The 22,102-nt window shown below is 67.5% G+C and carries 20 protein-coding genes; 12 read left to right on the forward strand and 8 right to left on the reverse strand.

The genetic code is table 11. The annotated features are described in order from the left end of the window. Nucleotides 1-120: 120 nt before the first annotated feature. Nucleotides 121-1,059 carry an N-carbamoyl-D-amino-acid hydrolase gene (locus ODR01_RS04400; RefSeq protein WP_316976393.1) on the reverse strand — a complete coding sequence of 313 codons (939 nt, stop codon included), beginning with the start codon at nucleotides 1,057-1,059 and terminating at the stop codon, nucleotides 121-123. A gap of 193 nt (nucleotides 1,060-1,252) precedes the next feature. Between ODR01_RS04400 and ODR01_RS04405 the strand changes: the two genes are divergently transcribed. Then, a complete protein-coding gene (locus ODR01_RS04405) occupies nucleotides 1,253-1,618 on the forward strand; it encodes an FtsB family cell division protein (RefSeq protein ID WP_316976394.1) in 366 nt (121 codons plus the stop codon). Here the strand turns inward: ODR01_RS04405 and ODR01_RS04410 are convergent. Next, nucleotides 1,590-4,526 (reverse strand): AMP-binding protein, encoded by a 2,937-nt coding sequence (locus ODR01_RS04410; protein WP_316976395.1) that lies wholly within the window; start codon nucleotides 4,524-4,526, stop codon nucleotides 1,590-1,592. The genes ODR01_RS04405 and ODR01_RS04410 overlap by 29 nt on opposite strands. A gap of 223 nt (nucleotides 4,527-4,749) precedes the next feature. On the opposite strand from ODR01_RS04410, the gene pdhA reads away from it, so the two are divergent. The 7 genes from pdhA to ODR01_RS04445 are packed head-to-tail and all read left to right on the forward strand — an operon-like array spanning nucleotide 4,750 to nucleotide 11,821. Beyond that, on the forward strand, nucleotides 4,750-5,808 hold the full coding sequence (gene pdhA, locus ODR01_RS04415) for a pyruvate dehydrogenase (acetyl-transferring) E1 component subunit alpha (protein WP_316976396.1): 1,059 nt from the start codon (nucleotides 4,750-4,752) through the stop codon (nucleotides 5,806-5,808). A gap of 38 nt (nucleotides 5,809-5,846) precedes the next feature. Further along, entirely contained in the window at nucleotides 5,847-7,229 is a 1,383-nt protein-coding gene (locus tag ODR01_RS04420; protein ID WP_316976397.1) for a pyruvate dehydrogenase complex E1 component subunit beta, read from the forward strand. A 19-nt stretch (nucleotides 7,230-7,248) separates the two neighbouring features. Continuing rightward, complete coding sequence (locus tag ODR01_RS04425) at nucleotides 7,249-8,553, forward strand: pyruvate dehydrogenase complex dihydrolipoamide acetyltransferase (RefSeq protein ID WP_316976398.1); 1,305 nt, start codon at nucleotides 7,249-7,251, stop codon at nucleotides 8,551-8,553. 16 nt (nucleotides 8,554-8,569) lie between these two features. After that, nucleotides 8,570-8,929: a cupin domain-containing protein gene (locus ODR01_RS04430; protein WP_316976399.1), complete on the forward strand. Its 360-nt coding sequence runs from the start codon at nucleotides 8,570-8,572 to the stop codon at nucleotides 8,927-8,929. A 55-nt stretch (nucleotides 8,930-8,984) separates the two neighbouring features. Then, on the forward strand, nucleotides 8,985-10,388 hold the full coding sequence (gene lpdA, locus ODR01_RS04435) for a dihydrolipoyl dehydrogenase (protein WP_316976400.1): 1,404 nt from the start codon (nucleotides 8,985-8,987) through the stop codon (nucleotides 10,386-10,388). 6 nt (nucleotides 10,389-10,394) lie between these two features. Continuing rightward, on the forward strand, nucleotides 10,395-11,336 hold the full coding sequence (lipA, locus tag ODR01_RS04440) for a lipoyl synthase (RefSeq protein ID WP_316976401.1): 942 nt from the start codon (nucleotides 10,395-10,397) through the stop codon (nucleotides 11,334-11,336). 8 nt (nucleotides 11,337-11,344) lie between these two features. Further along, a complete protein-coding gene (locus ODR01_RS04445) occupies nucleotides 11,345-11,821 on the forward strand; it encodes a type II toxin-antitoxin system RatA family toxin (protein ID WP_316976402.1) in 477 nt (158 codons plus the stop codon). Here ODR01_RS04445 and ODR01_RS04450 read toward each other — a convergent pair. From ODR01_RS04450 to ODR01_RS04460, 3 genes are read right to left on the reverse strand one after another with little or no spacing between them, the layout of a single operon-like run. Continuing rightward, nucleotides 11,804-12,748 (reverse strand): proline dehydrogenase family protein, encoded by a 945-nt coding sequence (locus ODR01_RS04450; RefSeq protein ID WP_316976403.1) that lies wholly within the window; start codon nucleotides 12,746-12,748, stop codon nucleotides 11,804-11,806. The genes ODR01_RS04445 and ODR01_RS04450 overlap by 18 nt on opposite strands. Further along, complete coding sequence (locus ODR01_RS04455) at nucleotides 12,745-13,242, reverse strand: CinA family protein (RefSeq protein ID WP_316976404.1); 498 nt, start codon at nucleotides 13,240-13,242, stop codon at nucleotides 12,745-12,747. Before ODR01_RS04455 ends, ODR01_RS04450 begins: the two co-directional genes overlap by 4 nt. A gap of 5 nt (nucleotides 13,243-13,247) precedes the next feature. Continuing rightward, nucleotides 13,248-13,733 (reverse strand): phosphatidylglycerophosphatase A family protein, encoded by a 486-nt coding sequence (locus ODR01_RS04460; protein WP_316976405.1) that lies wholly within the window; start codon nucleotides 13,731-13,733, stop codon nucleotides 13,248-13,250. A gap of 291 nt (nucleotides 13,734-14,024) precedes the next feature. On the opposite strand from ODR01_RS04460, the gene ODR01_RS04465 reads away from it, so the two are divergent. Both ODR01_RS04465 and ODR01_RS04470 read left to right on the forward strand, forming a co-directional pair. Continuing rightward, entirely contained in the window at nucleotides 14,025-15,353 is a 1,329-nt protein-coding gene (locus ODR01_RS04465; protein WP_316976406.1) for a peptidoglycan DD-metalloendopeptidase family protein, read from the forward strand. Beyond that, nucleotides 15,337-15,825: a bactofilin family protein gene (locus ODR01_RS04470; protein ID WP_316976407.1), complete on the forward strand. Its 489-nt coding sequence runs from the start codon at nucleotides 15,337-15,339 to the stop codon at nucleotides 15,823-15,825. Before ODR01_RS04465 ends, ODR01_RS04470 begins: the two co-directional genes overlap by 17 nt. Before the next feature lie 126 nt (nucleotides 15,826-15,951). On the opposite strand, the gene ODR01_RS04475 is transcribed toward ODR01_RS04470, so the two are convergent. Next, on the reverse strand, nucleotides 15,952-16,641 hold the full coding sequence (locus tag ODR01_RS04475; protein WP_316976408.1) for a haloacid dehalogenase type II: 690 nt from the start codon (nucleotides 16,639-16,641) through the stop codon (nucleotides 15,952-15,954). Between the two features lie 74 nt (nucleotides 16,642-16,715). Then, nucleotides 16,716-18,785 carry a lytic transglycosylase domain-containing protein gene (locus ODR01_RS04480; RefSeq protein ID WP_316976409.1) on the reverse strand — a complete coding sequence of 690 codons (2,070 nt, stop codon included), beginning with the start codon at nucleotides 18,783-18,785 and terminating at the stop codon, nucleotides 16,716-16,718. 134 nt (nucleotides 18,786-18,919) lie between these two features. Between ODR01_RS04480 and dapA the strand changes: the two genes are divergently transcribed. Together dapA and smpB are read left to right on the forward strand one after the other, a co-directional pair. Then, nucleotides 18,920-19,792, forward strand: a complete 873-nt coding sequence (gene dapA, locus ODR01_RS04485) for a 4-hydroxy-tetrahydrodipicolinate synthase (RefSeq protein ID WP_316976410.1) — start codon at nucleotides 18,920-18,922, stop codon at nucleotides 19,790-19,792. Nucleotides 19,793-19,816: 24 nt separating this feature from the next. After that, the gene (smpB, locus tag ODR01_RS04490; protein WP_316976411.1) at nucleotides 19,817-20,296 is read left to right on the forward strand and encodes an SsrA-binding protein SmpB; all 480 of its coding nucleotides are present in this window, start codon (nucleotides 19,817-19,819) and stop codon (nucleotides 20,294-20,296) included. A 6-nt stretch (nucleotides 20,297-20,302) separates the two neighbouring features. Here the strand turns inward: smpB and ODR01_RS04495 are convergent, their stop codons facing one another. Continuing rightward, on the reverse strand, nucleotides 20,303-21,943 hold the full coding sequence (locus tag ODR01_RS04495) for an adenylate/guanylate cyclase domain-containing protein (RefSeq protein ID WP_316976412.1): 1,641 nt from the start codon (nucleotides 21,941-21,943) through the stop codon (nucleotides 20,303-20,305). Nucleotides 21,944-22,102 lie beyond the last annotated feature (159 nt).

Here is a 22,102-nt window from a genome sequence, read left to right on the forward strand (position 1 = left end):
AATTTCGGGGACACCATACTTAATTCACCCTTCTTCGCTCTGGGCAGCGATGAAACCTCTCTCATGAATTAAGTATGGTGTCCCCGAAATTGGGCTATGGTGTCCCCGAAATTAGGCCGTTCAGGTTGCGGATTCCGGTGGCAGAACCACCCCCGTCTGCGCCGTGATGCGGCCATAGTGCTCGACGCGGCGGTGGCGCGCGAAATCGAAGATGGTTTGCTTGCCGAAGACGGTGTCGTCGAGGTCGCAGGCGTGGATCAGAAGCTCGTCGGCCTCGGTGGCGGCGCGGGCCACCACTTCTCCGTCCGGGTTGACGATGACGCTGCCGCCGATCAGCGGATGGCCGTCCTCCAGCCCCGCCTTGGCCACCGCCACCACCCAGGTGCTGTTCTGATAGGCCCCGGCCTGCAACACCAGGTTGCTGTGGAACAGCCGCTTTTCCGGCCCTTCCTCGGGCTTCTGGGAATTGGTCGACGGGGTGTTGTAGCCGAGCAGCACCATCTCGACTCCTTGAAGGCCCATGACGCGGAAGGTCTCCGGCCAGCGGCGGTCGTTGCAGATGCACATGCCCATGATGCCGCCCAAGTTGCGCCATACCGGAAAGCCGAGGTCGCCGGGCTCGAAGTAGTACTTCTCCAGGTGCTGGAAGTTGCGCTCGGGATCGAAGGCGCCGTGGCCGGGCAGGTGGACTTTGCGGTACTTGCCGACGATGGCCCCCTCGCGGTCGGTGAGGATGGCGGTGTTGAAGCGCCGGTCTTCGGGGGAGCGCTCGGCATAGCCCAGGTACATCGCCATGCGGTAGCGGCGGGCCAGTTCGAACAGCGGGCGGGTGGCCGGGCCGGGCATCTCGGCCTCGTACCAGCCGTCGATCTCGGCGGCGTCGGTGGTGTAATAGCGGGGGAAGAAGGTGGTCAGCGCCAGCTCGGGATAGACGATGAGGTCGGCGCCCCGCGCGTGGGCTTCCTCCATCAGCGCCATCAGGCGGAGGACGACGGCCTGGCGGGGCTCGGCCCGCTGGATGGGGCCCAGTTGGGCGGCGGCGACGGTGACGATGCGCATGAAGGCCGATTCCTTGTCTGTCGATCCGACGCCTTTTACCGCCGCCGGCCGGCGATTTCACCGGCTAATTCATCGCTCGCGTCACACTGGTGCTGCCGGTAACGATCCGTTAACTTTTTCCGGCTTACCGTGAAGGCGAGGGAATCGACCTTGTGGAAACGAGGACGACGAGCAGGAGGGATTCCGCGGTTCCATGGGGCTTATCGTCGAAATCCGGTCTCGCGCCAGGCATGTCGTCGGCCCGATCCTCGGCATCTGCGCGGTGGCGTACTTCGCCTATCACGCCGTGCAGGGGGACCGCGGGCTGCTGGCGTGGATCGCCCTCAAGCAGCGGGTGGCGACGGCGCAGGCCGATCTCGACCAAATCGCCGCCCAGCGCAAGATTCTCGAACACCGGGTCAGCCTGCTCTATCCGGAAAACCTCGATCCCGACCTGCTCGACGAGCGGGCGCGCCTGATGCTCAACTACGGCCACGCCACCGACATCGTCATCTTCCCGAAATCCACGAAGGCGCCGGCCCAGGACCCCGCTAAGGGAGCTTCCCGCCCGCATCCCTGAGGGGCGAGCGCTCGCCGATCAGGTCGGGCTCGCCGCTCAATTCCAGCACCCGCCGGCGCACCTCGTCGCGCAGCGCCAGCGCCGTTTTCCAGGCATCGCCGCCAACTGCCGTCTCGGCGGGCGAAACCGACTGGCCGATGGTGATGCTGATGCGCCCGCGGCGCGGGAACCACGAGCCGTCGCGCAGCACCGAGCGGGTGCCGCGCAGGGCCAGCGGCACCACCGGCAGGCTGGCGCCGGCCGCCGCCACGAAAGCCCCCAGATGGAAGGGCAGCAACCCGGGGCCGCGGGTCAGCGTGCCTTCGGGGAAATAGAGCGGCGGCCGGCCGTCGGCGCCGGCGGCGATGCGGGCGGCGTCGGCGGCGCTCTGGCGGGCGTCGAAGCGTTCGACGAAAACGGCGCCGAGGCGCTTGAGGAAGGTGCCGGCCACGAATTGCGGGGCCAGTTCGGCCTTGGCGACGAAGGCGACCGGGCGGGGCAGGGCGGCGGTCAGCACGCAGCCGTCGAGATAGCTCATGTGGTTGGAGACCAGAACGAACGGTACCTCGGCCGGCGGCAACGTTTCGGCACCGATCAGGCGGGGCCGAAGGCCGGTGAGGCCGAAAAGCAGCCGGGCCCCGGCGCGGGCCGCCCGCCAGCGCAGGCGGGCGGAGGGCAGCCCGGCCACCAGAAGCCACACCGCCGGCCCGACCACGACCGCCAGGACCAGCCAGAACCAAGCGGCGTAGCCCCATTCGCCCAGCCGCCGCCGGGCGCGGCGCAGGGTCGGGCCGACGCCGGAAAGGGCGATGCGGGCGGTCTGGCGCCACACCGCCGGACGGGAGCGGCCGATCAGCCCCTTCTCGTAAAGCTCGCGGCTGGCGGCGCGGCGGATCTTGCCGCTGGAGGTCTTGGGCACCGTGTTGGGCGGGGCCAGCACCACCTCGTCGGGCGGCGCCCCGATGAGGTCGGCGATCAGGCCGTTGATGTCGGCGCGCAGCGCGGCCAGGGCATCCGGTTCCCGGCGTCGGGTTTCGGCCAGCACGATCAGGCGTTCGGTGCCGGTGTCGGCGGCGCGGCCGCCGAACACGGCGACGGCGCCCTTGCGCACCTGCGGGTGCTCGCCCACCGCGTCCTCGATCTCGGCCGGGTGGATGTTGCGCCCGGCGCGGATGATGATGTCCTTGATGCGGCCGGTGACGTAGACGTCGCCATCGGCGATGTAGGCGCGATCGCCGGTCTCCAGCCAGCCGTCGGCCGAAAACAGCGCCTTTGTGGCCTCGGGATTGCGGTAATAGCCGCTGGTGGCCGACGGCCCGCGGAATTGCAGGCGGCCTTCGCGGCGGTCGGGCGCTTCGCGGCCCGCCTCGTCGACCACCCGCATCTCGTGGCCGGGGATGGGCCGGCCGCAGGCGACGAATTCGATGGCCTTGGGATCGTCGGCGGTTGCCGGTTCGGCGCGTCCCGCCGTCGCCAGCGGCTCGCGCAGCACGCGGTCGATCAGGGGGCCGCGGTCGAGCGGCGAGAAGGCGAGGCCGACGCAGTTCTCGGCCAGCCCGAACATCGGCATCATGGCTTGGCGCCCAAAGCCGAAGGCGGCGAAGCGCTCACCGAACCGGCGCACGGTGTCGGGACTGACCGGCTCCGCCCCGTTGGCGGCGATGCGCCACGAGGCGAGGTCGAGGCCTTCGAGGTCGCGCTCGGGAATGCGGCGCAGCGCCATCTCGTAGGCGAAGTTGGGGGCGGCCGAAATGGTGCCGCGATAGCGGTGGATGGCGTGCAGCCAGCGGGCCGGACGCCCGAGAAAGGAAAGCGGCGCCATGAGGACGAGCGGAATGCCGTGATAGAGGCTGCCCAGCCAGGCGCCGATCAGCCCCATGTCGTGATAGAGCGGCAGCCAGCTGACGCAGACGTCGCCGGGGCCGACCTCCAGGGCCTTGCCCATGGCCCGCACGTTGGCCAGCAGGTTGGCGTGGGTGAGCGTCACCCCCTTGGGCGTGCCGGTGCTGCCCGAGGTGTACTGAAGGAAGGCGATGTCGCCGGCCGCCACCGCCGGCAGGGCGCCGGCATCCGCCGTGACGGCAGCCGCCGTCAACTCGGCGACGGTGACGACGTGACGCAGGCCCTCGACCTGGGAGCGCAGCAGCCGGCCCAGCCGCCTGGCCTCGTCGTCGGTGATCATGGCCGCGGCCCGGCAATTGCGGGCGAGGCCGGCGTGCCGGCGCACGTGCTCCTCGATCTGGGTCGGACGGGCCGGCGGATAGATCGGCACCGGAATGCCGCCGGCCATCAGGACGCCGAAGAAGGCGAGGAAATAGTCGGGGCCGGTCGGCAGCATCAGGATCACCGCCTCGCCGGGGCCAAGGCCGCCGGCCCGCAAGCCGGCGGCGACGCGGGCGGCGCCGCCGTGAAGGCCGCCGTAGGTCAGCACCTCGCCGTCCCCCTCGTCGGCATAGAAGCGGATGTGCGTCCGGCCGGCATTGGCGGCGGCGTGATGGGCCAGCGCCTCGATCAGGGTCTCGGCCCGGTGCGGCAGCGAGCCCACGGGCTGGGCAGCCGGAGCCGCCGGCGTCGCTGCCGGCGGCGGGCCGGCCCGCCGGCCGGGCGCCGCCTGGGCCGCCGCGACGGCGCGCAGCAACTCGCGCGGCGTTTCGGCGCTGCCCAGCACGGTCTCCGGCAGGGCGACCGAGAAGGCCGCCTCGACGCGGGCGACCAGCTCCACCCGGCTCAGGCTGTCCAGGGCCAATTCGCGGTCGAAGGAACTGTCGAGCGACGGGGCCGGGCCCGCCGTTCCGGGATGCAGTTCGGCGACGAGGCCGGCGACGACGTCGAGCAGCCGCCGCCCGGCGGTTCCGTCGTCCTCCGTCCCGGTGGCGTCTTCCGGTGGTGCCATGCCTTCCCGTTCCCGCGCGATGACCTTGCGGATCATATAGTATTTTTCTGGGGTTTCGACGGGGGCGAGAGCGAAAACCGGCACGAAAACGGCGAAAATCATGTTAACAATTTTTAAGTTAATTCAAATTTTATACTTACGTAACAATCAATTACGAGCCTATTTTTTATGCGATCCAATGGCTTGTTTTGTGGGGCTGCCTGCCTTATTTTTCTCAGCAATCAACTTCCCCATTTGACAGTCAGGCAGCGGGGGACTCATGGCGACTGCACCCAAAAACGCAACCGGCGCCGCCAAGGCACCGGCCAAGAGGAAGACCACTCCACGCAAGAAGGGCGGCGACGATAAGGCGCCGTTCTCGACCGCGGACCTGCTGCGCGACTACCGGCAGATGCTCCTCATCCGGCGGTTCGAGGAAAAGGCCGGCCAGCTGTACGGCATGGGCCTGATCGGCGGCTTCTGCCACCTCTATATCGGCCAGGAGGCCGTGGTGGTCGGCCTGCACGCGTCGGCCGCCGAGGTCGACACCCTGGTTACCAGCTATCGCGACCACGGCCACATGCTGGCCTGCGGTATGGACCCCGGGGGCGTGATGGCCGAACTGGCCGGGCGCGTCGGGGGCTACTCCAAGGGCAAGGGCGGCTCGATGCACATGTTCAGCCGCAAGGTCAACTTCTTCGGCGGCCATGGCATCGTCGGCGCCCAGGTGCCGATCGGCACCGGGCTGGGCTTCGGCCACAAGTACAAGGGCGACGGCGGCGTCTGCTTTACCTATTTCGGCGACGGCGCGGTCAACCAGGGCCAGGTCTACGAATCCTTCAATATGGCCAGCCTGTGGAAGCTGCCGGTGGTCTACGTCATCGAGAACAACCTCTATGGCATGGGCACCGCGGTGGCCCGCGCCTCGGCCAGCGTCGAACTGTCCCGCCGCGGCGACGCCTACGGCATTCCCGGCGTTCAGGTCAACGGCATGGACGTCATCGAGGTGCGCAAGGCCGGCGAGAAGGCCGTCGCCCACTGCCGTGCCGGCAAGGGGCCGATCATCCTGGAGATGAAGACCTACCGCTATCGCGGCCATTCGATGTCCGACCCCGCCAAGTACCGCACCAAGGAAGAAGTCAGCAAGATGCGCAAGGAAAGCGATCCCATCGACAACCTGCGCACCTTCCTGCTCGAGAACAAGCTGGCCGACGAGGACGCGCTCAAGGAAATCGACCGCGACGTCAAGTCGATCATCACCAAGGCCGCCGAGTTCGCCCAGCAGAGTCCGGAACCGGAACCGTCCGAGCTGTTCACCGACGTGCTGGTAAACGCCTGACGGACGCCGACCAGGGGATTTGAGGTAAGGGAAACGCCATGCCGACCCAAGTATTGATGCCGGCGCTGTCGCCCACCATGACCGACGGCAAACTGGCCAAGTGGCTGAAGAAGGAAGGCGACACCGTCGCCAGCGGCGACGTTCTCGCCGAGATCGAAACCGACAAGGCGACCATGGAAATGGAAGCCGTCGACGAAGGTACGCTGGGCAAGATTCTGGTGCCCGAGGGCAGCGAGGGCGTGGCGGTCAACACGCCCATCGCGGTGATCCTGGGCGAGGGCGAAGAGGCTTCGGCGATCGACGAGGCGCCCGCCACGGCCAAGGCCGAGGCTCCGGCGCCCAAGGCCGACGCGCCGGCGCCCAAGACTCCGGCCCCCACCGGCATCCCGGCGGCGCCGGCCACGCCCAAGGCGGCGGCCGAGCCCGACTATGCCGGCGAAACCCGGGCGATGACCGTGCGCGACGCCCTGCGCGACGCCATGGCCGAGGAGATGCGGCGCGACGAGAGCGTCTTCCTGATGGGCGAGGAAGTCGCCCAGTACCAGGGCGCCTACAAGATCAGCCAGGGCCTGCTCGAGGAATTCGGCGACCGGCGGGTCATCGACACGCCGATCACCGAGCACGGCTTCGCCGGCCTCGGCGTCGGCGCCGCCTTCTCGGGATTGAAGCCGATCGTCGAGTTCATGACCTTCAACTTCGCCATGCAGGCGATGGACCAGATCATCAACTCGGCGGCCAAGACCCTTTACATGTCGGGCGGCCAGATGGGCTGTCCCATCGTCTTCCGCGGCCCCAACGGCGCCGCCGCCCGCGTCGCCGCCCAGCATTCGCAGTGCTTCGGTTCATGGTTCGCCCACGTTCCTGGCCTCAAGGTGGTGGCGCCCTATTCGGGAGCCGACGCCAAGGGCCTGCTCAAGGCGGCCATCCGCGACCCCAACCCGGTGATCTTCCTCGAAAACGAGATCCTCTACGGGCGCACCTTCGAGGTGCCGACCGATCCCGATTTTGTGCTGCCGATCGGGCGGGCCAAGATCGAACGGCCGGGCACGGACGTGACGCTCGTGACCTTCTCGCTGATGGTCGAGACCACGCTGAAGGCGGCCGAAGTCCTGGCCGGAGAAGGCATCGACGCCGAGGTGATCAACCTGCGCAGCCTGCGGCCACTCGATATCGACACCATCGTCGCCTCGGTCAAGAAGACCAACCGCATCGTCAGCATCGAAGAGGGCTGGCCGACGGCGGGCATCGGCTCCGAGATCGCGGCGCTGATGATGGAGCACGCCTTCGATTATCTCGACGCGCCGGTGGTGCGGGTGGCCGGCGCCGACGTGCCGATGCCGTATGCCGCCAACCTGGAGAAGCTGGCGCTGCCGCAAGTCGAAACCATCACCGCGGCGGCCAAGTCCGTCTGCTACAAGTAGGTCGAGGGAGGGTTCAGCCATGGCCATTCAGATCCTGATGCCGGCGCTGTCGCCGACCATGACCGACGGCAAGCTGGCCAAGTGGCTCAAGAAGGAAGGCGACGCGGTCGCCAGCGGCGACGTCATCGCCGAGATCGAGACCGACAAGGCGACCATGGAAATGGAAGCCGTCGACGAAGGCACGATCGGCAAGATCCTGGTGCCGGAAGGCAGCGAAGGCGTGGCGGTCAATGCGCCCATCGCCGTGCTGCTGGAGGAAGGCGAGGACGCCTCGGCCATCGAGGCGGCGACCTCGCCCGCCAAGGCGCCCGAGAAGCCGGCGGCTCCGGCCCCGGCGGCCGCGAAGCCCGCCGCACCCGCGCCGGCGCCCGCCCAGCCGGCGGCGGCTCCGGCCGCCAAGCCGCAACCGGCACCGGCCGGCGATCGCGTGCTCGCCAGCCCGCTGGCCCGGCGCATGGCCGAGCAGGCGGGCCTCGATCTTGCCCAGGTCGCGGGCAGCGGTCCGCAGGGGCGCATCGTCAAGGCCGACGTCGAGAAGGCCCTGGCCGGCGGCGCGCCGATGGCGGCACCGGCTCCGGCGGCGGCCGCCAAGGCTCCATCGGCCCCGGCTCCGGCCCCGCAGATCGCCGCACCCTACACCGAGGTGCCCAACAGCTCGATGCGCAAGGTCATCGCCAGGCGCTTGAGCGAATCCAAGCAGACCATCCCGCATTTCTACCTGACCGTGGACTGCGAGATCGACGCGCTGCTCGCCCTGCGCAAGCAGCTCAACGCCAAGGCGCCGGAAGGCGAGGGCGCCTACAAGCTGTCGGTCAACGATTTCGTGGTGCGGGCCGTCGCCCTGGCGTTGCGCCAGGTGCCGGCCGCCAACGCCACGTGGACCGACCAGGCGGTGCTGCGCTACGACGAGGTCGACGTGTCGGTGGCGGTGGCCACGCCCAACGGCCTGATCACCCCGGTGGTGCGCAAGGCCGACACCAAGGGACTGGTCCAGATCTCGCGCGAAATGAAGGACCTGGGCCAGCGCGCCCGCGACGGCAAGCTGGTGCCCGAGGACTACCAGGGCGGCGGCTTCACCATCTCCAACATGGGGATGCTGGGCATCAAGTCGTTCTCGGCCATCATCAACCCGCCGCAGTCGTGCATCCTGGCGGTGGGGGCGGGCGAGCCGCGCCCGGTAGTCAAGGACGGCGCCCTGGCGGTGGCCACCGTCATGACGGTGACGCTGTCGGTCGACCATCGCTCGGTCGACGGGGCCATCGGCGCCGAGTTCCTGGTCGCCTTCAAGCGGATGATCGACGACCCTCTGACCATGCTGCTGTAACGGAAAGGACGTTTCCGTGGACAAGGTCAACCTCGCCAGCAAGTTCGCTGGCTTCGCCGAGCGGTGGAGCCCGAAGATCGCCGGCGAGGTCAATGACGCCTACGTCAAGCTGGTCAAAATCCAGGGGGAGTTCGTCTGGCATGCCCACGAGGCGGAGGACGAGCTGTTCCTGGTGATCAAGGGCCACATGACCATCCGGTTCAGGGACCGTGACGTGCATCTGACGGAAGGCGAGTTTCTTGTCGTGCCCAAGGGTGTCGAGCATTGCCCGGTGGCCGAGGAGGAATGCCATGTCCTGCTGCTGGAACCCAAGACCACGCTGAACACCGGCAACGTCAAGAGCGAGCGCACCGTGGCCGATCTCGATCGGATCTAGCGGCCGGTCGCGCCGACACGGACGGGCGCCTCGAACAAGGAAGGGATTGTGAAGGATGGCTGACACCTCTTTCGACGTCATCGTCATCGGCGGCGGGCCGGGCGGCTATGTGGCCGCCATCCGCGCCGCGCAACTGAAACTGAAGACGGCGGTGGTCGAACGCGAGCACCTGGGCGGCATCTGCCTCAACTGGGGCTGCATCCCGACCAAGGCGCTGCTGCGCTCGGCCGACATCTATTACGAAATGCAGCACGCGGCCGCCTATGGGCTCAAGGCCGGCGGCATCGGCTTCGACCTGCCGGCCATCGTCAAGCGTTCGCGCGGCGTCGCCAGGCAGTTGAACCAGGGCGTCGGCTTCCTGCTCAAGAAGAACAAGGTGACGGTGTTCGACGGCGCCGCCAAGCTGGCCGGCGGCGGCAAGGTCGCGGTTTCCAAGGACGGCAAGGCGGTTGCCACGCTTACGGCCAAGCACATCATCCTGGCCACCGGTGCCAGGGCCCGCAGCCTGCCGGGCCTGGAGCCCGACGGCAAACTGGTGTGGACCTACAAGGAAGCGATGGTCCCCGACGTCATGCCGAAGTCGCTGCTGGTCGTCGGCTCGGGCGCCATCGGCATCGAGTTCGCCAGCTTCTATCGCACGCTGGGCGCCGAGGTGACGGTGGTCGAGGTGCTGCCCCGCGTGCTGCCGGTCGAGGACGAGGAGATTTCCGCCTTCGCCCGCAAGGCCTTCGAGAAGCAGGGCATGAAGATCCACACCTCGGCCATGGTCAAGGCGCTGAAGAAGGGCGCCAACTCGGTGACCGCCACCATTGCGCCGGAGGGCGGCAAGCCCTTCGATCTGACGGTGGATCGGGTGATTTCGGCGGTCGGCATCACCGGCAACGTCGAGGACCTCGGGCTGGAAGGCACCAAGGTCAAGGTCGACCGCGGCCACGTGGCGATCGACGAGTGGTGCCGCACCGGCGAGCCCGGCGTCTATGCCATCGGCGATGTGGCCGGCCCGCCGTGGCTGGCGCACAAGGCCAGCCACGAGGGCGTCATCTGCGTCGAGAGGATCGCCGGCGTTCCCGGCCTCCATCCGCTCGACATCACGCGCATTCCCGGCTGCACCTATTGCCGGCCGCAGGTGGCCAGCATCGGGCTGACCGAGGCCAAGGCCAAGGAGAAGGGATACCAGGTCAAGGTCGGCCGCTTCCCCTTCATCGGCAACGGCAAGGCGATTGCCCTGGGCGAGCCCGAGGGACTGGTCAAGACGGTGTTCGACGCCAAGACCGGCGAGTTGCTGGGCGCCCACATGATCGGGGCCGAGGTGACCGAGCTGATCCAGGGCTACGGCGTCGCCAAGACGCTGGAAACCACCGAGGCCGAGCTGATGCATGCGGTCTTCCCCCATCCAACCCTTTCCGAGATGATGCACGAGTCCGTGCTTGACGCGTACGGCAGAGCCATCCACTTCTAGGACATCATGACCGAAACCGTCCTCAGGCATCCCGAAAAGCGCAACCGGCCCGACAACGCCAGCCCACGCAAGCCGGCATGGATCCGGGTCAAGGCGCCGGTGTCGCGCACCTACACCGACACCAAGAACCTGCTCCGCGAGCATTCGCTGCATACGGTGTGCGAGGAGGCGGGCTGTCCCAACATCGGCGAGTGCTGGTCGCGCAAGCACGCCACGGTGATGATCCTGGGCGACACCTGCACGCGGGCTTGCGCGTTTTGCAACGTCAAGACCGGCAAGCCCAAGGGGGTCGATCCCCTGGAGCCCGAGAACCTGGCGGTCACGGTCAAGACCATGGGCCTCAAGCACGTCGTCATCACCTCGGTCGACCGCGACGACCTTCCCGACGGCGGTGCCCATCAGTTCGTGCGCTGCATCGAGCGCATCCGCGCCACTTCGCCCGAAACCACCATCGAGGTGCTGACCCCCGACTTCCGCGACAAGCCGGGGGCGCTGGAGGCGGTGATCGCGGCGGGGCCCGACGTCTTCAACCACAACCTCGAAACGGTGCCGCGCCTCTACCCGACCATCCGCCCGGGAGCGCGCTATTTCCATTCGCTGAAGATCCTGAGCAAGGCCAAGGAACTGGCGCCGGCCGGCTTCACCAAGTCGGGGATCATGGTCGGGCTGGGCGAAAGCCGCACCGAGATCCTGCAGGTGATGGACGACCTGCGCTCGGCCGAGGTCGACTTCCTGACCATCGGCCAGTATTTGCAGCCAACCCCCAAGCATGCCGGCATCGACCGTTTCGTGACGCCCGACGAGTTCGCCGAGATGAAGCAGCTTGGCCTCGGCAAGGGTTTTCTGGTGGTGGCCAGTTCGCCGCTTACCCGTTCGTCCTATCACGCCGACAAGGATTTCGAAGCGTTGCGCGCGGCGCGGCGGGAGAAGCTCGCCGCTGCGAGGTAGCCCAGCCGATGCCCCGGCATGCCGAACGGCGGCTGTTGCCGCACACCCCCGAACAGCTTTTCGACCTGGTGGCCGACGTCGAGCGTTATCCGGAATTTCTTCCCTGGTGCGTGGCCACCCGGGTGTCGGGCCGCCGCGTCGACGGCTTCATGGCCGAGATGGTGATCGGCTTCAAGATGTTCCGCGAACGCTACGTCTCGCGGGTCGACGTGGACAAGCCGCACCGCATCGACGTCTCGCACTTCCGCGGCCCCTTCAAGCACCTGCGCAACCACTGGATCTTCGAGCCGGCCGAAGGGGGGTGCATCGTCGATTTCTCGGTCGATTTCGAGTTCCACTCGCGCCTGATGGAACGGCTTATCGGTTCCGTCTTCCACGAGGCTGTGCGCCGCATGGTGTCGGCCTTCGAGAAACGGGCGGCCCAGCTTTACGCCCGCCTGCCCGCGCCCGACAACCACACCGTCCAGTCAGCTTCGGGAGACTAGGGCCCTGGCGACCAGCCAGGCGTTGCGCGGGCTTTCGCCGACCCGGCGGATGGCGTAGGGCCACCAGTCGCGGCCGAATGGCAGGTAGAGGCGCACCGCCTCGCCCCCGTCGACCAAAGACTGTTGCAGCACCGGGCGGACCCCGAACAGCATCTCGAACTCGTACTCCCCCGGCCGCCAGCCGTTCCGGCGGGCCAGCTTGCGCAGTTCGGCGATGATCGCCTCGTCATGGGTGCCGAACACCGGCCGCATGCCGGCGGCACGGGCGTCTTCCGACAGCATGCGGCCGGCCAGCGCCCGGTAGCTGGCGTCGATGTCGGGCCGCGCCGCGAAGGCGGTTTGCGGGCTGCCGACGAAGGCGCCCTTGACGAGGCGCACGGTGGCGCCGGCGGCGAGCAGTTGTTCGATGTCGGCGGCCGACCGGCGCAAATAGGCCTGGATGGTGACGGCGGCGGGCAGGCCCCGGCCGCCGAGGGCACCGTGGAGGGCCAGCGTGCGCGGCACGTAACTTTCGTCTTCCATATCGAGCATCAGGGTCTTGCGTCCCGCCGCCGGGCGGCCGGCCAGCGCCTCGGCGATGGAAAGAGCGTTGGCCTCGCCCAGGGCGTCGTCGAGGGCATAGCCGATCTGCGAGGGATCGACCGACACGTGCAGGTCCACGTCGTCGCCGATGGCCGCGACGACGGCCCGGATGCCCGCCACGTTGGCGGCGATCTTTTCGGGGTCGGCCACGTATTCGCCCAGGAAGAAGGCCGAGGTGGAAAAGCCGTGTCCCCGCAGCCGCTGGGCCGCCGCCATGAAATCGGCCACCTCGGGGCCGGCCACGAATCGCGCCGTCAGGCCCGAGGTCGGCGCCCTTTCCTGCATGAAGCGGGTCAGCGCCTCGTTGCGGGCGAGACCGATCATGGCGCTCTGCCACAGTTTCATGATGGCTCCTTGGCCAGGCGTTCGACCATGCGAAGGGCGATTTCCACCGTCTGCTCGCGCACGGCGGCGCGGTCGCCCGCGAAAATGTAACGCTCGTGCCACGTGGGGCCGCCGCGGCGGGCCGCCGCCAGATGGACCAGGCCGACCGGCTTTTCCGGGGTGCCGCCGGCGGGACCGGCGATGCCGGTGACGGCGACGGCAAGGTCGGCGGGGGAATGGGCGAGCGTTCCTTCGGCCATGGCCCGCGCCACCGGTTCGCTGACCGCGCCGTGCGCGGCGATGAGGGGGGCGGGCACGCCCAGCATGGCGCTTTTGGATTCGTTGGTATAGGTGACGAAGCCGCGCTCCACCACGTCGGACGAGCCGGCAACGGCGGTCAGGGCGCCGGCGATCAGCCCGCCGGTGCAGGATTCGGCGGTGGCGAGCCTAAGCCCGTGGGCCCGGCAGGCGGCCAGCACGGCCTCGGCGAGACGAAGAAGGGGGGGCGGAAACATGGCCGCTAGGCTCCCGCCCACCAGGCCAGGACGAAAAGCGCCGCCCCGGCGTAAAGGGCGGCCAGGATGTCGTCGAGCATGACGCCGAGCGCCCCCTTGACGGCGCGATCCGCCCAACTGACCGGCCAAGGCTTGAGGATGTCGGCCAGACGGAACAGCAGGAAGCCGGCGAGGTAGAGTATGGGGTGGGGCGGCACGAAAAGCAGGGTCAGCCACTGGCCGGCCACCTCGTCGATGACCACGGCGCCGGGATCGTCGCCGGCCGGACCGCCGGCCACCCGCCCGACGCTCCACAGGCCAAGGACGAAGACGACAGTGACGGCGGCGGCCAGCCCCCACGGCCCCACCCACGTCTGGAGCATCCACGCGAAGGGCAGGGCGGCCAGCGAACCCCAGGTACCCGGAGCGGCCGGCAGCAGGCCGACGCCGAACCCGGTGGCGGCCAGGACGGCCGGATCCCTGAGATCCATCGGCGGGCGGTCCGCTTTCATTCCCGAAGCCTTCACACGTTTCATCCTTCTCCCGCACGCGGGGGCGATTTGTCCTTCTGATATAGCCGGTTCCGCCGGGGCGGCGCACGCGAAAACGAGGGCGCGCGCGTGTGTAGCGGAGGCTCTGCTACCGCGGCGCGACAATAGAGGCTTGCCAGGGGGAGTGCGAAAAGCTACCGTCAATCTCCACCGCACGATCAACGAAGGCGGCGGAAAAGGGTCGTCAACCCGGGGCCGACGCGTCCTCCGTGAAAAAGTAGGGCGCGAAATCTGGCTCTTTTGGGGGGTGTTATGGAGCCAGCACATCGGGGAAGGACGCGCCGCGAGAAACTGCGGCTTCTCGTCCGGCAGCTTTTCCCCGAGCGGCAGTTCTTCATTCGCACCGACGGTCGCGTCGCCCACGTCCGGTTCTCCCACCGGGTCCAGATGGCGGTATCGGCGGTGGTGATCGCGGCCGGCGCATGGGTCGCCTTCAGCACCGCCAGCTACGTTTTTCATGACGACGTCCTTGCCGCCAAAGACAAGCAGATCGCCAACGTGCGCCTCGCCTATCGCAGCCTGCTGGGCGAGGTGGCCGAGTATCAGAAAAAGTTCACCGCCATGAGCGGCGACCTGGAGCAGTATCACGAGATGATGCTGTCTCTGGCCGAACAGAATACCGCCTTGCAGCGCAATCTGAACTCGATGGAAAACCAGCTTCGCTCCACCGAAACCGAACGCGAGAGCGTGTTGTCGGCCCGCGAGAACCTGAAGGGGCGCCTGGGCGAGCTCGAGCGTGACATGAAGGGGCTGGCCAACCGCAACTTCACCCTCAAGGACAACCTCACGACGATCGAGCAGGAACTGCAGTCGGTGTTGGCGGAACGCAACCATGCCCTGTTCGAGGGCGCGCGTATGCGCCGCCAGATCGAGGGGCTGGAAAGCCGTATGGCGGCGCTGCAGTCGACCCAGAAGGACGTGGTGCAGCGGCTGACCGAGCGCACCGTCGCCACGGTCGAGGAATTCGCCAAGGTCGTTGAACTGGCCGGGCTCGACGTCCAACAGTTGATGAACGAGGACGCCTCGCTGACGGCCAACCAGGGCGGGCCGTTCATCAATGCCGGCGACGTCAGGGCGGACGCGGAACCGGGCGATCTGCTGCAGGTCGGACTGACCAACCTCGACGTGCAGCTCGATCAACTGGAGGGGTTGCAGACCATCCTGGGCAAGCTGCCGTTGGCGCTGCCCATGGATCATTTCCAGATAACCAGTCCTTTCGGAAAGCGGCTCGATCCCATCAACAAGCGGTGGGCCATGCATTACGGCCTTGACCTGGGTGGGGTCCACAAGACGGCCGTCCATGCGACGGCGCCCGGCATCGTGGTGTTCGCGGGGTGGAAGGGAAACTATGGCCGGGTGGTCGAGATCGACCACGGAGCCGGCATCCGCACCCGCTATGGGCACCTCGAGCGGACGCTCGTCAAGAAGGGACAGGAGGTCAAGTTCCGCGATCGGATCGGCCTGATGGGCAATTCCGGGCGGAGCACCGGGTCCCATCTGCACTATGAGATCACTTTCAAGGGAAGACCCAGAGACCCCATGAAGTTCATCAAGGCAGGTCGCTATGTTTTCAAAGAGTAAGAGGGAAGTGGACGGCGGCGCCACGGCGGCCAAGCCGGCTGTCCCGTCCATCATCAGTACCGACATGAAGATTGTCGGCGACCTGACGAGCGAAGGCGAGATCCAGGTGGACGGCACCGTCGAAGGCGACATCCACAGCCGTCATCTGCTGGTTGGCGGCACCGCCCAGATCACCGGCGAGATCATCGCCGAAATGGTCGAGATCTACGGCACCATCCACGGCCAGATCAAGGCGACGACGGTCAGCCTCGCCAAGACCGCGCACGTCGTCGGCGATATCCTTCACGAGAACCTGGCCATCGAGAAGGGCGCCTTCCTCGAAGGGCATTGCAAACGGATGCCCGAGAAGAAGGAAACGAACGAGCGCATCGCGCTGGTCCGCGACAATTCGGCGGGCAACGGCTCGAAGTTGCCCACCACGCCGGCCGCCCTCGGCCCCAACGGCGAAAAGAAAAGCTCCAACTCGCAGTAAACGGCGACGGAAGACGCCCCGTATCCGGCCTCGCCGCGAGGCCGGTTTGGCGCGGCGCTATTCTCTCTGTCCAGAGACGTCCTCCGCACCCCCCTTGCCGTCAGGGGTGGGCACGGGGGAGGCTCGTTACAGGCCGAGCAGGGCCGGCAGTTGGTCGAGGCTGGAAATCTCGCGTTCGGGCTTGGCCGGAAGGTCGTCGGCCCGCTCGCCGGTGCGGTTGACCCACACGGTACGGTACCCGAAGCGGGTGGCGGCGGCGGCGTCCCACGCGTTGGAAGCCAGGAAAAGGATGCGATCGGCCGGGATCTTCAAGCGGTCGACCCCCACCTGATAGGCATTGGGATGCGGCTTGAAGATCTGGGCGACGTCCGCCGAGATGACGTGATGCAGAAGGTCGTGAAGGCCGGCGCTGCGTACCGCCGCAGTCAACATGGTGGTCGAGCCGTCCGACAGGATGGCGGTCTTGATGCCGGCCTGTTTGAGGCCGGCGAGCGTATCCTTGACGTCGGGGAAGGCATCGACCCGCAGCCACATTTCCATCAGCCGCGAGCGCAGCAGGTCGCCCTTGATGCCGAGCGCCGCCATGGCCGAGTCCAGGCTGTTGCCGGTGACGTGCCAGAAATCGACGTAGTCGCCCATCAGGCTGCGCAGCCAGGCGGAGGAGACCTGCTTGGCGCGCCAAGCGGAAATCAGCGGCGCCACCTTGTTGCCCAGCACGTCCCTGTAGCGCCCGATCGCCGAGCCGACGTCAAACAGGGTGCCATAGGCGCCGAAGACGCAGGCATCGATCTCGTCGCGCAGTCGCGGTTCAGACATAAATAGCCCTTCGGTATTACGCATCGCCGCCCCGTGGAAGGGACCGCACCTTATGCGCCCTTCCGGTTATCCGGTCAACCGGCTTGGCGCCCGGACGAGCGCGCGAGATCCAGTTCCAACCCCAACGGCAGCGGCGTGTTGGTCAACCGGCCCCGATACACCTGCAGGTTTTCCAGCACCCTTTGTATATAGTTGCGGGTCTCCCCGAAGGGAATGGACTCGATCCAGTCGACGGTGTCCGCCCACGACTGGCCGGGATTGCCCAGCTCGCGAATCCATTGACGGGCGCGCGACGGGCCGGCGTTGTAGGCGGCCAGCGCCAGCACGTAGGAGCCCCCGAAATCGTCGACCATCTGGGCCAGATAGGCGGTGCCCAGCTTGAGATTGTAGGGAGGATCGCCGGTCAGGCGCTCGTTCGCGTAGGCGACGTCGACGATCTTGGCCACGTGCTTGGCGGTGGCGGGCATCAGCTGCATCAGGCCGCGGGCGCCGGCCGAACTGATCGCTTCCGGCCAGAAGGCGCTCTCCTGGCGGATGACGGCCAGCGCCAGCGCCGGCTCGACCCGGCGGCCGTTCGACCCGGCGGCGACCGGCAATTCGACGGTCGGATATCCCGCCTTGAGCAGGGTCTGGCCGTTGCGGTCGGCGTTCTTGGCGGTCAGCACGCCGAGGTCCGGCCGGCCGGCGATATGGGCGAGATCGGCCGTCAAGGCCCGCCAGCCCGGTTGATCCGAGACCGCGGCCAGGGTCAGCAGGAAGGGTCTGAGGCGCACCGTCTCGCCGACCTGGCCCAGGATCTCGATGGCCCGCGCCAGTTCATGCTTCTTGAAGGCGGCGGCTTCCTCGGCGGTCGGCTGCGGGTCCGCGGGAAACTTGAGCGGACTTTCCGGCGCCAGCTTGGCCAGGGCCAACTGGCCGTAGAAGGTGGTCGGCAGGTGTGCCGCCGCGGCGTACCACAGGTTGGCGACCCTCAGCATCCCCATCGCCTCGGCGGCCCGGCCCGCCCAATAGGCGCCGCGCGCCCGGCTGATCGGATACTGAACCACCTGGTACATGGCCACGAAATGATCCAGGGCGACGGCGTGATCGCCGAGCAGCCGCAGTGCGATCCAGCCGGCCATCCATTCGGCGTCGGCATATTCGCGGGCGTTGGCTTCGGTCGGCTTGAGGCCGTGCTCCTTGGCGATCCGGTAGGCGTCGGTGATGGAGCCGTCGTCCAGCGCCCGGCGGGCCAGGATGTCGCGTTCGATCCACCACTTGCGGGGATACAGGGGATCGGGCGGCAGGCCCTTGAGGAGTTCGCGGGCCGCTTCGTAGCGCCCTTTCTTGCGTCGCCAGCGCAGACGCTCGTAAGTCAGGCCGGGATCGTTCTTGAGCTTGGCGGGGACGCGGTCGAGCAGGCGGTCGATACCGCCCTTGCCGGCCATGAGGGCAAGGCGCGCCTCGGCCAGGGCGCGGGCGTCGGCGTCCACCCGGAACAGCATGTGCTGGGCCGACCACTGGCGGTCCTCCCACAGCAGGCGCTCGAGCCGTGCCCGGTGGTCGGCCGGGGTCAGGAGCCCGCGAAACCGCCGGAAGAAGTTTTGCTCCTGGCTCTTGCCGAAATCGCCCTCGATCCAGGCCTTGCGCACGGCGGCGTGGGCGCCCTCGTCCCTGCCGATGGCCATCAGGGCGGTGGCGTGCCGGATCAGGCCGTCGGTGCTGACCGGCGGGTAGCGCTCGAACCACGCCAGGACGTCCTTGTGCGACATGGCGCCGGGCAGTTTTTCCTCGGCCCGCCGGCGCAAATCGGCCCGCGAGGGCCACTGGGCCTCGCTTTCGAGGAAGGCGACGATCGAGGCGAAGTCGGCGTCGGTTTCCGGGCGCGTGTAGTCGAACCAGCGGACGATCTTGGCGACCAGCGGATCGCCGGCCGCGGCGGCGTGCTGATGGGCCGTCTTCCACTGGTTCTTCTCGATCGCCGCAAAGGCGGCCCGGGCCGCCTTGAAGTCGGAGTCGGAAAGAGGGGCCGCCGACGCGGCGGCAAGGCCGGCGGCGACGGCGATGACGACAGCGCCGAGGAAGGCGGCCAGCCGAAAGGCGCGAAGGCCTGGCCGCGGAGTGGGGGCGGTCGGACACCGCGCCGTAGAGAGGAGGGGTCGCATGGGCACGCACTCTACGCAGGGTGGGGGCCGGCGGCAAGCTGTGACAAGTCCCTATTGCGCACCGCCGCTTGCCGGTCCCGGACGATGGCGTTATGTTCGCCGGAACAAGCGACGGACGCGCAGGAGAGGATTAAATGTTCAAGGGTTCCCTGGTTGCCCTCATCACGCCGTTTCGCAGCGGCGAACTGGACGAGAAGGCCTTCCGCGACTTCGTGGAATGGCAGATCCAGGAGGGAACGGACGGCCTGGTTCCGGTGGGAACGACGGGCGAATCGCCGACGTTGAGCCACCAAGAGCACATGCGGGTGGTGGAGCTTTGCATCGAGGTGGCCAAGGGGCGCGTTCCGGTGATGGCCGGCGCCGGCTCTAATTCGACGCGCGAAGCCATCGCGCTCACCCAGCACGCCAAGAAGGTTGGGGCCGCCGCCGCCCTGGTGGTGACGCCCTATTACAACAAGCCGACCCAGGAAGGGCTGTATCAGCACTACAAGGCGATCCACGACGCCGTCGATCTGCCGATCATCATCTACAACATTCCGGGGCGCAGCATCGTCGACATGTCGGTGGCGACCATGGCCAGGCTGGCCAAGCTGCCGCGTATCGCCGGCGTCAAGGACGCCACCAACGACCTGGCGCGCCCCATGCGCACCCGCATCGCCTGCGGCAAGGATTTCTGCATCCTGTCGGGCGAGGACGCCACCGCCATCCAGCTGATGGCCGGCGGCGGGCATGGCTGCATTTCGGTGACCGCCAACATTGCGCCGCGCCTGTGCGCCGACATGCACCGCGCCTGGCGGGCCGGCGACATGGCCAAGGTGATGGACCTTCAGGAACGGCTGATGCCGCTGCACGACGCCATGTTCTGCGAAACCAGCCCCGGCCCGGTGAAGTACGCGGCGAGCCTGCTTGGCAAGTGCACGGCGGAAGCCCGCCTGCCGCTGTGCGAGATCGCCGAGACCAGCAAGCAGCGCGTCAAGGAGGCCATGGCGGCGGCCGGCCTGCTGTAAGCGGGCCGTTCGTGCCGGTTGTCGATGGCGCAAAAAAAGAAAAAAGGAGTTTCCGGAAATATCGTGGCCAGCAACCGCAGGGCGCGCCACGAATATTTCATCGAGGATACCTTCGAAGCGGGAATCATGCTGGAGGGGACCGAGGTCAAGGCGCTGCGCCTCGGCCAGGGCAGCATCAACGAGGCTTATGCCGGCGAGGTGGAGGGCGAGCTGCACCTGTTCAACGCCTTCATCCCCGAATACAAGTCGGCCAGCCACTTCAACCACGAGCCCCGGCGCACCCGCAAGCTGCTGATGCACCGGCGCGAGATCGCCAGGCTGATCGGCGCCGTGCAGCGGGAAGGCATGACCCTGGTGCCGCTGTCGATCTTTTTCAACCTGCGCGGCATGGCCAAGGTCGAACTGGCGCTGGCCAAGGGCAAGCACAGCTACGACAAGCGGGCCAGCATCAAGGAGCGCGAGTGGAACCGCCAGAAGGCCCGCGTCATGCGCGACCACGGCTAGCCGGCGTCACGCCTTCTCGGGCTCCAGCTCCACGTCGAGGATCTCGGTGACCGGCAGGGTGGCGATGTCGTTGAGTTTCTCGTATTTGGGATTGGCGAGGTCGACCAGGTTGGCCACCCGCGCATAGGTGGACGGCACCAGGATCTCCTCGCCGCCGTCGGTGGTGCGCCGGATGCCGAAGCGCACGTGGTTGCGATCCTCGGCGGTGAGCTTGCCCAGCAGGTTCTTGGTCGCCCAGATGGCACCGCGGCGCGCGAAATCGGAAAGGCGTCCGGCCGTGTTGATGGTGTCGCCCAGCACGGTGAACTCGAGGTGGGTCGGCGTCTGGTAGGTGCCGAACCATTCCTGCCCCTCGTGGATGCCGATGTTGAGGCGCAGTTCGTTGATCCAGTGCTTGCGGTTCTGCCAGCGGCGGCTGATGTCGCGGATGGTTTCCTTCATCTCCTGGGCGCAGCGCAGCGCGTTCAGCGCATAACTGCAGTCCGGCTGCGGGAAAAAATAGCAGACCATGCCGTCGCCGGCATGTTTGCCGTGGGTGGCGTAGTACCGGCGCAGCTTGGGCTCGGTGGCGCCCCACACCTCGTTGATCAGTTCGAAGTATTCCTCGGGCGGCAGTTCGGTGCAGATCTTGACCGAATCCTGGAGGTCGGCCACCAGCACGGCCAACTCGGTCAGATAGGGGCGGCGCTTCTTCAGAAGATCGCGGATGACGATGTCGCGCCGGGCCAGCAGGGCGACCAGCGAATCGCTGACGTTGTCGGCCGCCGCGTAGGTGAAGAAGATGCCCTCGCGGTAGAAGCTGGCGTAAAGGGTGTGCCAGGCCTCGACCTCGCCCGGACGGGCGAGGTTCACCTCGGTGTGCAGCAGGGGCTGGCGGTTGATGGGCTCGACGTCGTCGTAAAGGGCGAACAGCGGCCCCACCGGCGTGCCGCGGGCGGCCAAGTCGGTGCCGAACAGCGCGGTCTTGGCGACCCGGTTCTTGGCGATGGACAGGTGGAAGCGCAGCAGCTCCTCGCAGCCGGCGAAGCCGGGCACCCGGTCGCCCTGGAGAAACAGGCGAAAGAGGTTGCGCTCGGTAATGGCGCTGGCGTCGTCGAGGCGGCGGCCGAAGATCCTGTCCTGGGCCGACGGATTGGCCCATTCCACCTCGAAGCGGTAGTTGACCATGTAGGCCGGCGCCTTGATCTGATCGAGCGTCACCGCCATGTCGCCGCCCCTGGACGGATGGGCGGCGGGCGAGGGGGACGACGCCACCGGCGTCGGCGCCGCCGGCCGGGGCGCCAGGGCTTCGACGCCGTTGCGCGGCGCGGTGCCGGCCGGGGGAACGGGCGGTTCGGGAGCGCCGACCGGCTGCTCCTTCACTTCCTCGGAGGGGCGGTGACCCACCCCCACCATCGAAACGATTTCTGCCATCGTGTGGCCCCTTTTTTTGAGCCCGTTGACCTGGTCGATGGTGGCCAGCACCGAGGCCGGAAAATAGCCAAGGCGAGGAGTCTTCCCAGTTCCCGGGTTGCGGACATCGGGCTTGGGCAGAAGGCCCAGCGCCACGTAATTGTTCAGGGTTGCCCGCGAAATGCCGGTACGCGCCAGCAATTCCTTGCTGGTCAGCGGCGGTTCCTCCGCTAGCTGATCCGTTTCTCCAACCATCTTGGGAGGACAAGCTAGTTAACCAATTATTAACTGTCAAGCCAGCCGTTGGACAGTCCGTTTGGTGCTGGCCGCACGACTTCCAGGGTTTCAGGGAGAGTCCAAATCGAGAGTCCAAGACAAGAGTCCAAAAACGGGCCCCGATCCGGGAGTCCAACG

It is taken from the genome of Shumkonia mesophila (assembly GCF_026163695.1).
In the GTDB taxonomy this organism is placed as follows: domain Bacteria; phylum Pseudomonadota; class Alphaproteobacteria; order Rhodospirillales; family Shumkoniaceae; genus Shumkonia; species Shumkonia mesophila.

Bases quoted from the DNA above. Each gene is read 5' to 3' on its own strand.
- ODR01_RS04445 (WP_316976402.1), top strand. From the start codon at position 11,345: ATGCCCCGGCATGCCGAACGGCGGCTGTTGCCGCACACCCCCGAACAG.
- ODR01_RS04425 (WP_316976398.1), top strand. From the start codon at position 7,249: ATGGCCATTCAGATCCTGATGCCGGCGCTGTCGCCGACCATGACCGAC.
- ODR01_RS04470 (WP_316976407.1), top strand. From the start codon at position 15,337: ATGTTTTCAAAGAGTAAGAGGGAAGTGGACGGCGGCGCCACGGCGGCC.
- pdhA (WP_316976396.1), top strand. From the start codon at position 4,750: ATGGCGACTGCACCCAAAAACGCAACCGGCGCCGCCAAGGCACCGGCC.
- lipA (WP_316976401.1), top strand. From the start codon at position 10,395: ATGACCGAAACCGTCCTCAGGCATCCCGAAAAGCGCAACCGGCCCGAC.
- ODR01_RS04405 (WP_316976394.1), top strand. From the start codon at position 1,253: ATGGGGCTTATCGTCGAAATCCGGTCTCGCGCCAGGCATGTCGTCGGC.
- ODR01_RS04400 (WP_316976393.1), bottom strand. From the start codon at position 1,059: ATGCGCATCGTCACCGTCGCCGCCGCCCAACTGGGCCCCATCCAGCGG.
- ODR01_RS04450 (WP_316976403.1), bottom strand. From the start codon at position 12,748: ATGAAACTGTGGCAGAGCGCCATGATCGGTCTCGCCCGCAACGAGGCG.
- ODR01_RS04495 (WP_316976412.1), bottom strand. From the start codon at position 21,943: ATGGTTGGAGAAACGGATCAGCTAGCGGAGGAACCGCCGCTGACCAGC.
- ODR01_RS04460 (WP_316976405.1), bottom strand. From the start codon at position 13,733: ATGAAAGCGGACCGCCCGCCGATGGATCTCAGGGATCCGGCCGTCCTG.
- ODR01_RS04465 (WP_316976406.1), top strand. From the start codon at position 14,025: ATGGAGCCAGCACATCGGGGAAGGACGCGCCGCGAGAAACTGCGGCTT.
- lpdA (WP_316976400.1), top strand. From the start codon at position 8,985: ATGGCTGACACCTCTTTCGACGTCATCGTCATCGGCGGCGGGCCGGGC.
- dapA (WP_316976410.1), top strand. From the start codon at position 18,920: ATGTTCAAGGGTTCCCTGGTTGCCCTCATCACGCCGTTTCGCAGCGGC.
- ODR01_RS04410 (WP_316976395.1), bottom strand. From the start codon at position 4,526: ATGATCCGCAAGGTCATCGCGCGGGAACGGGAAGGCATGGCACCACCG.
- ODR01_RS04420 (WP_316976397.1), top strand. From the start codon at position 5,847: ATGCCGACCCAAGTATTGATGCCGGCGCTGTCGCCCACCATGACCGAC.
- ODR01_RS04455 (WP_316976404.1), bottom strand. From the start codon at position 13,242: ATGTTTCCGCCCCCCCTTCTTCGTCTCGCCGAGGCCGTGCTGGCCGCC.
- ODR01_RS04475 (WP_316976408.1), bottom strand. From the start codon at position 16,641: ATGTCTGAACCGCGACTGCGCGACGAGATCGATGCCTGCGTCTTCGGC.
- smpB (WP_316976411.1), top strand. From the start codon at position 19,817: ATGGCGCAAAAAAAGAAAAAAGGAGTTTCCGGAAATATCGTGGCCAGC.
- ODR01_RS04480 (WP_316976409.1), bottom strand. From the start codon at position 18,785: ATGCGACCCCTCCTCTCTACGGCGCGGTGTCCGACCGCCCCCACTCCG.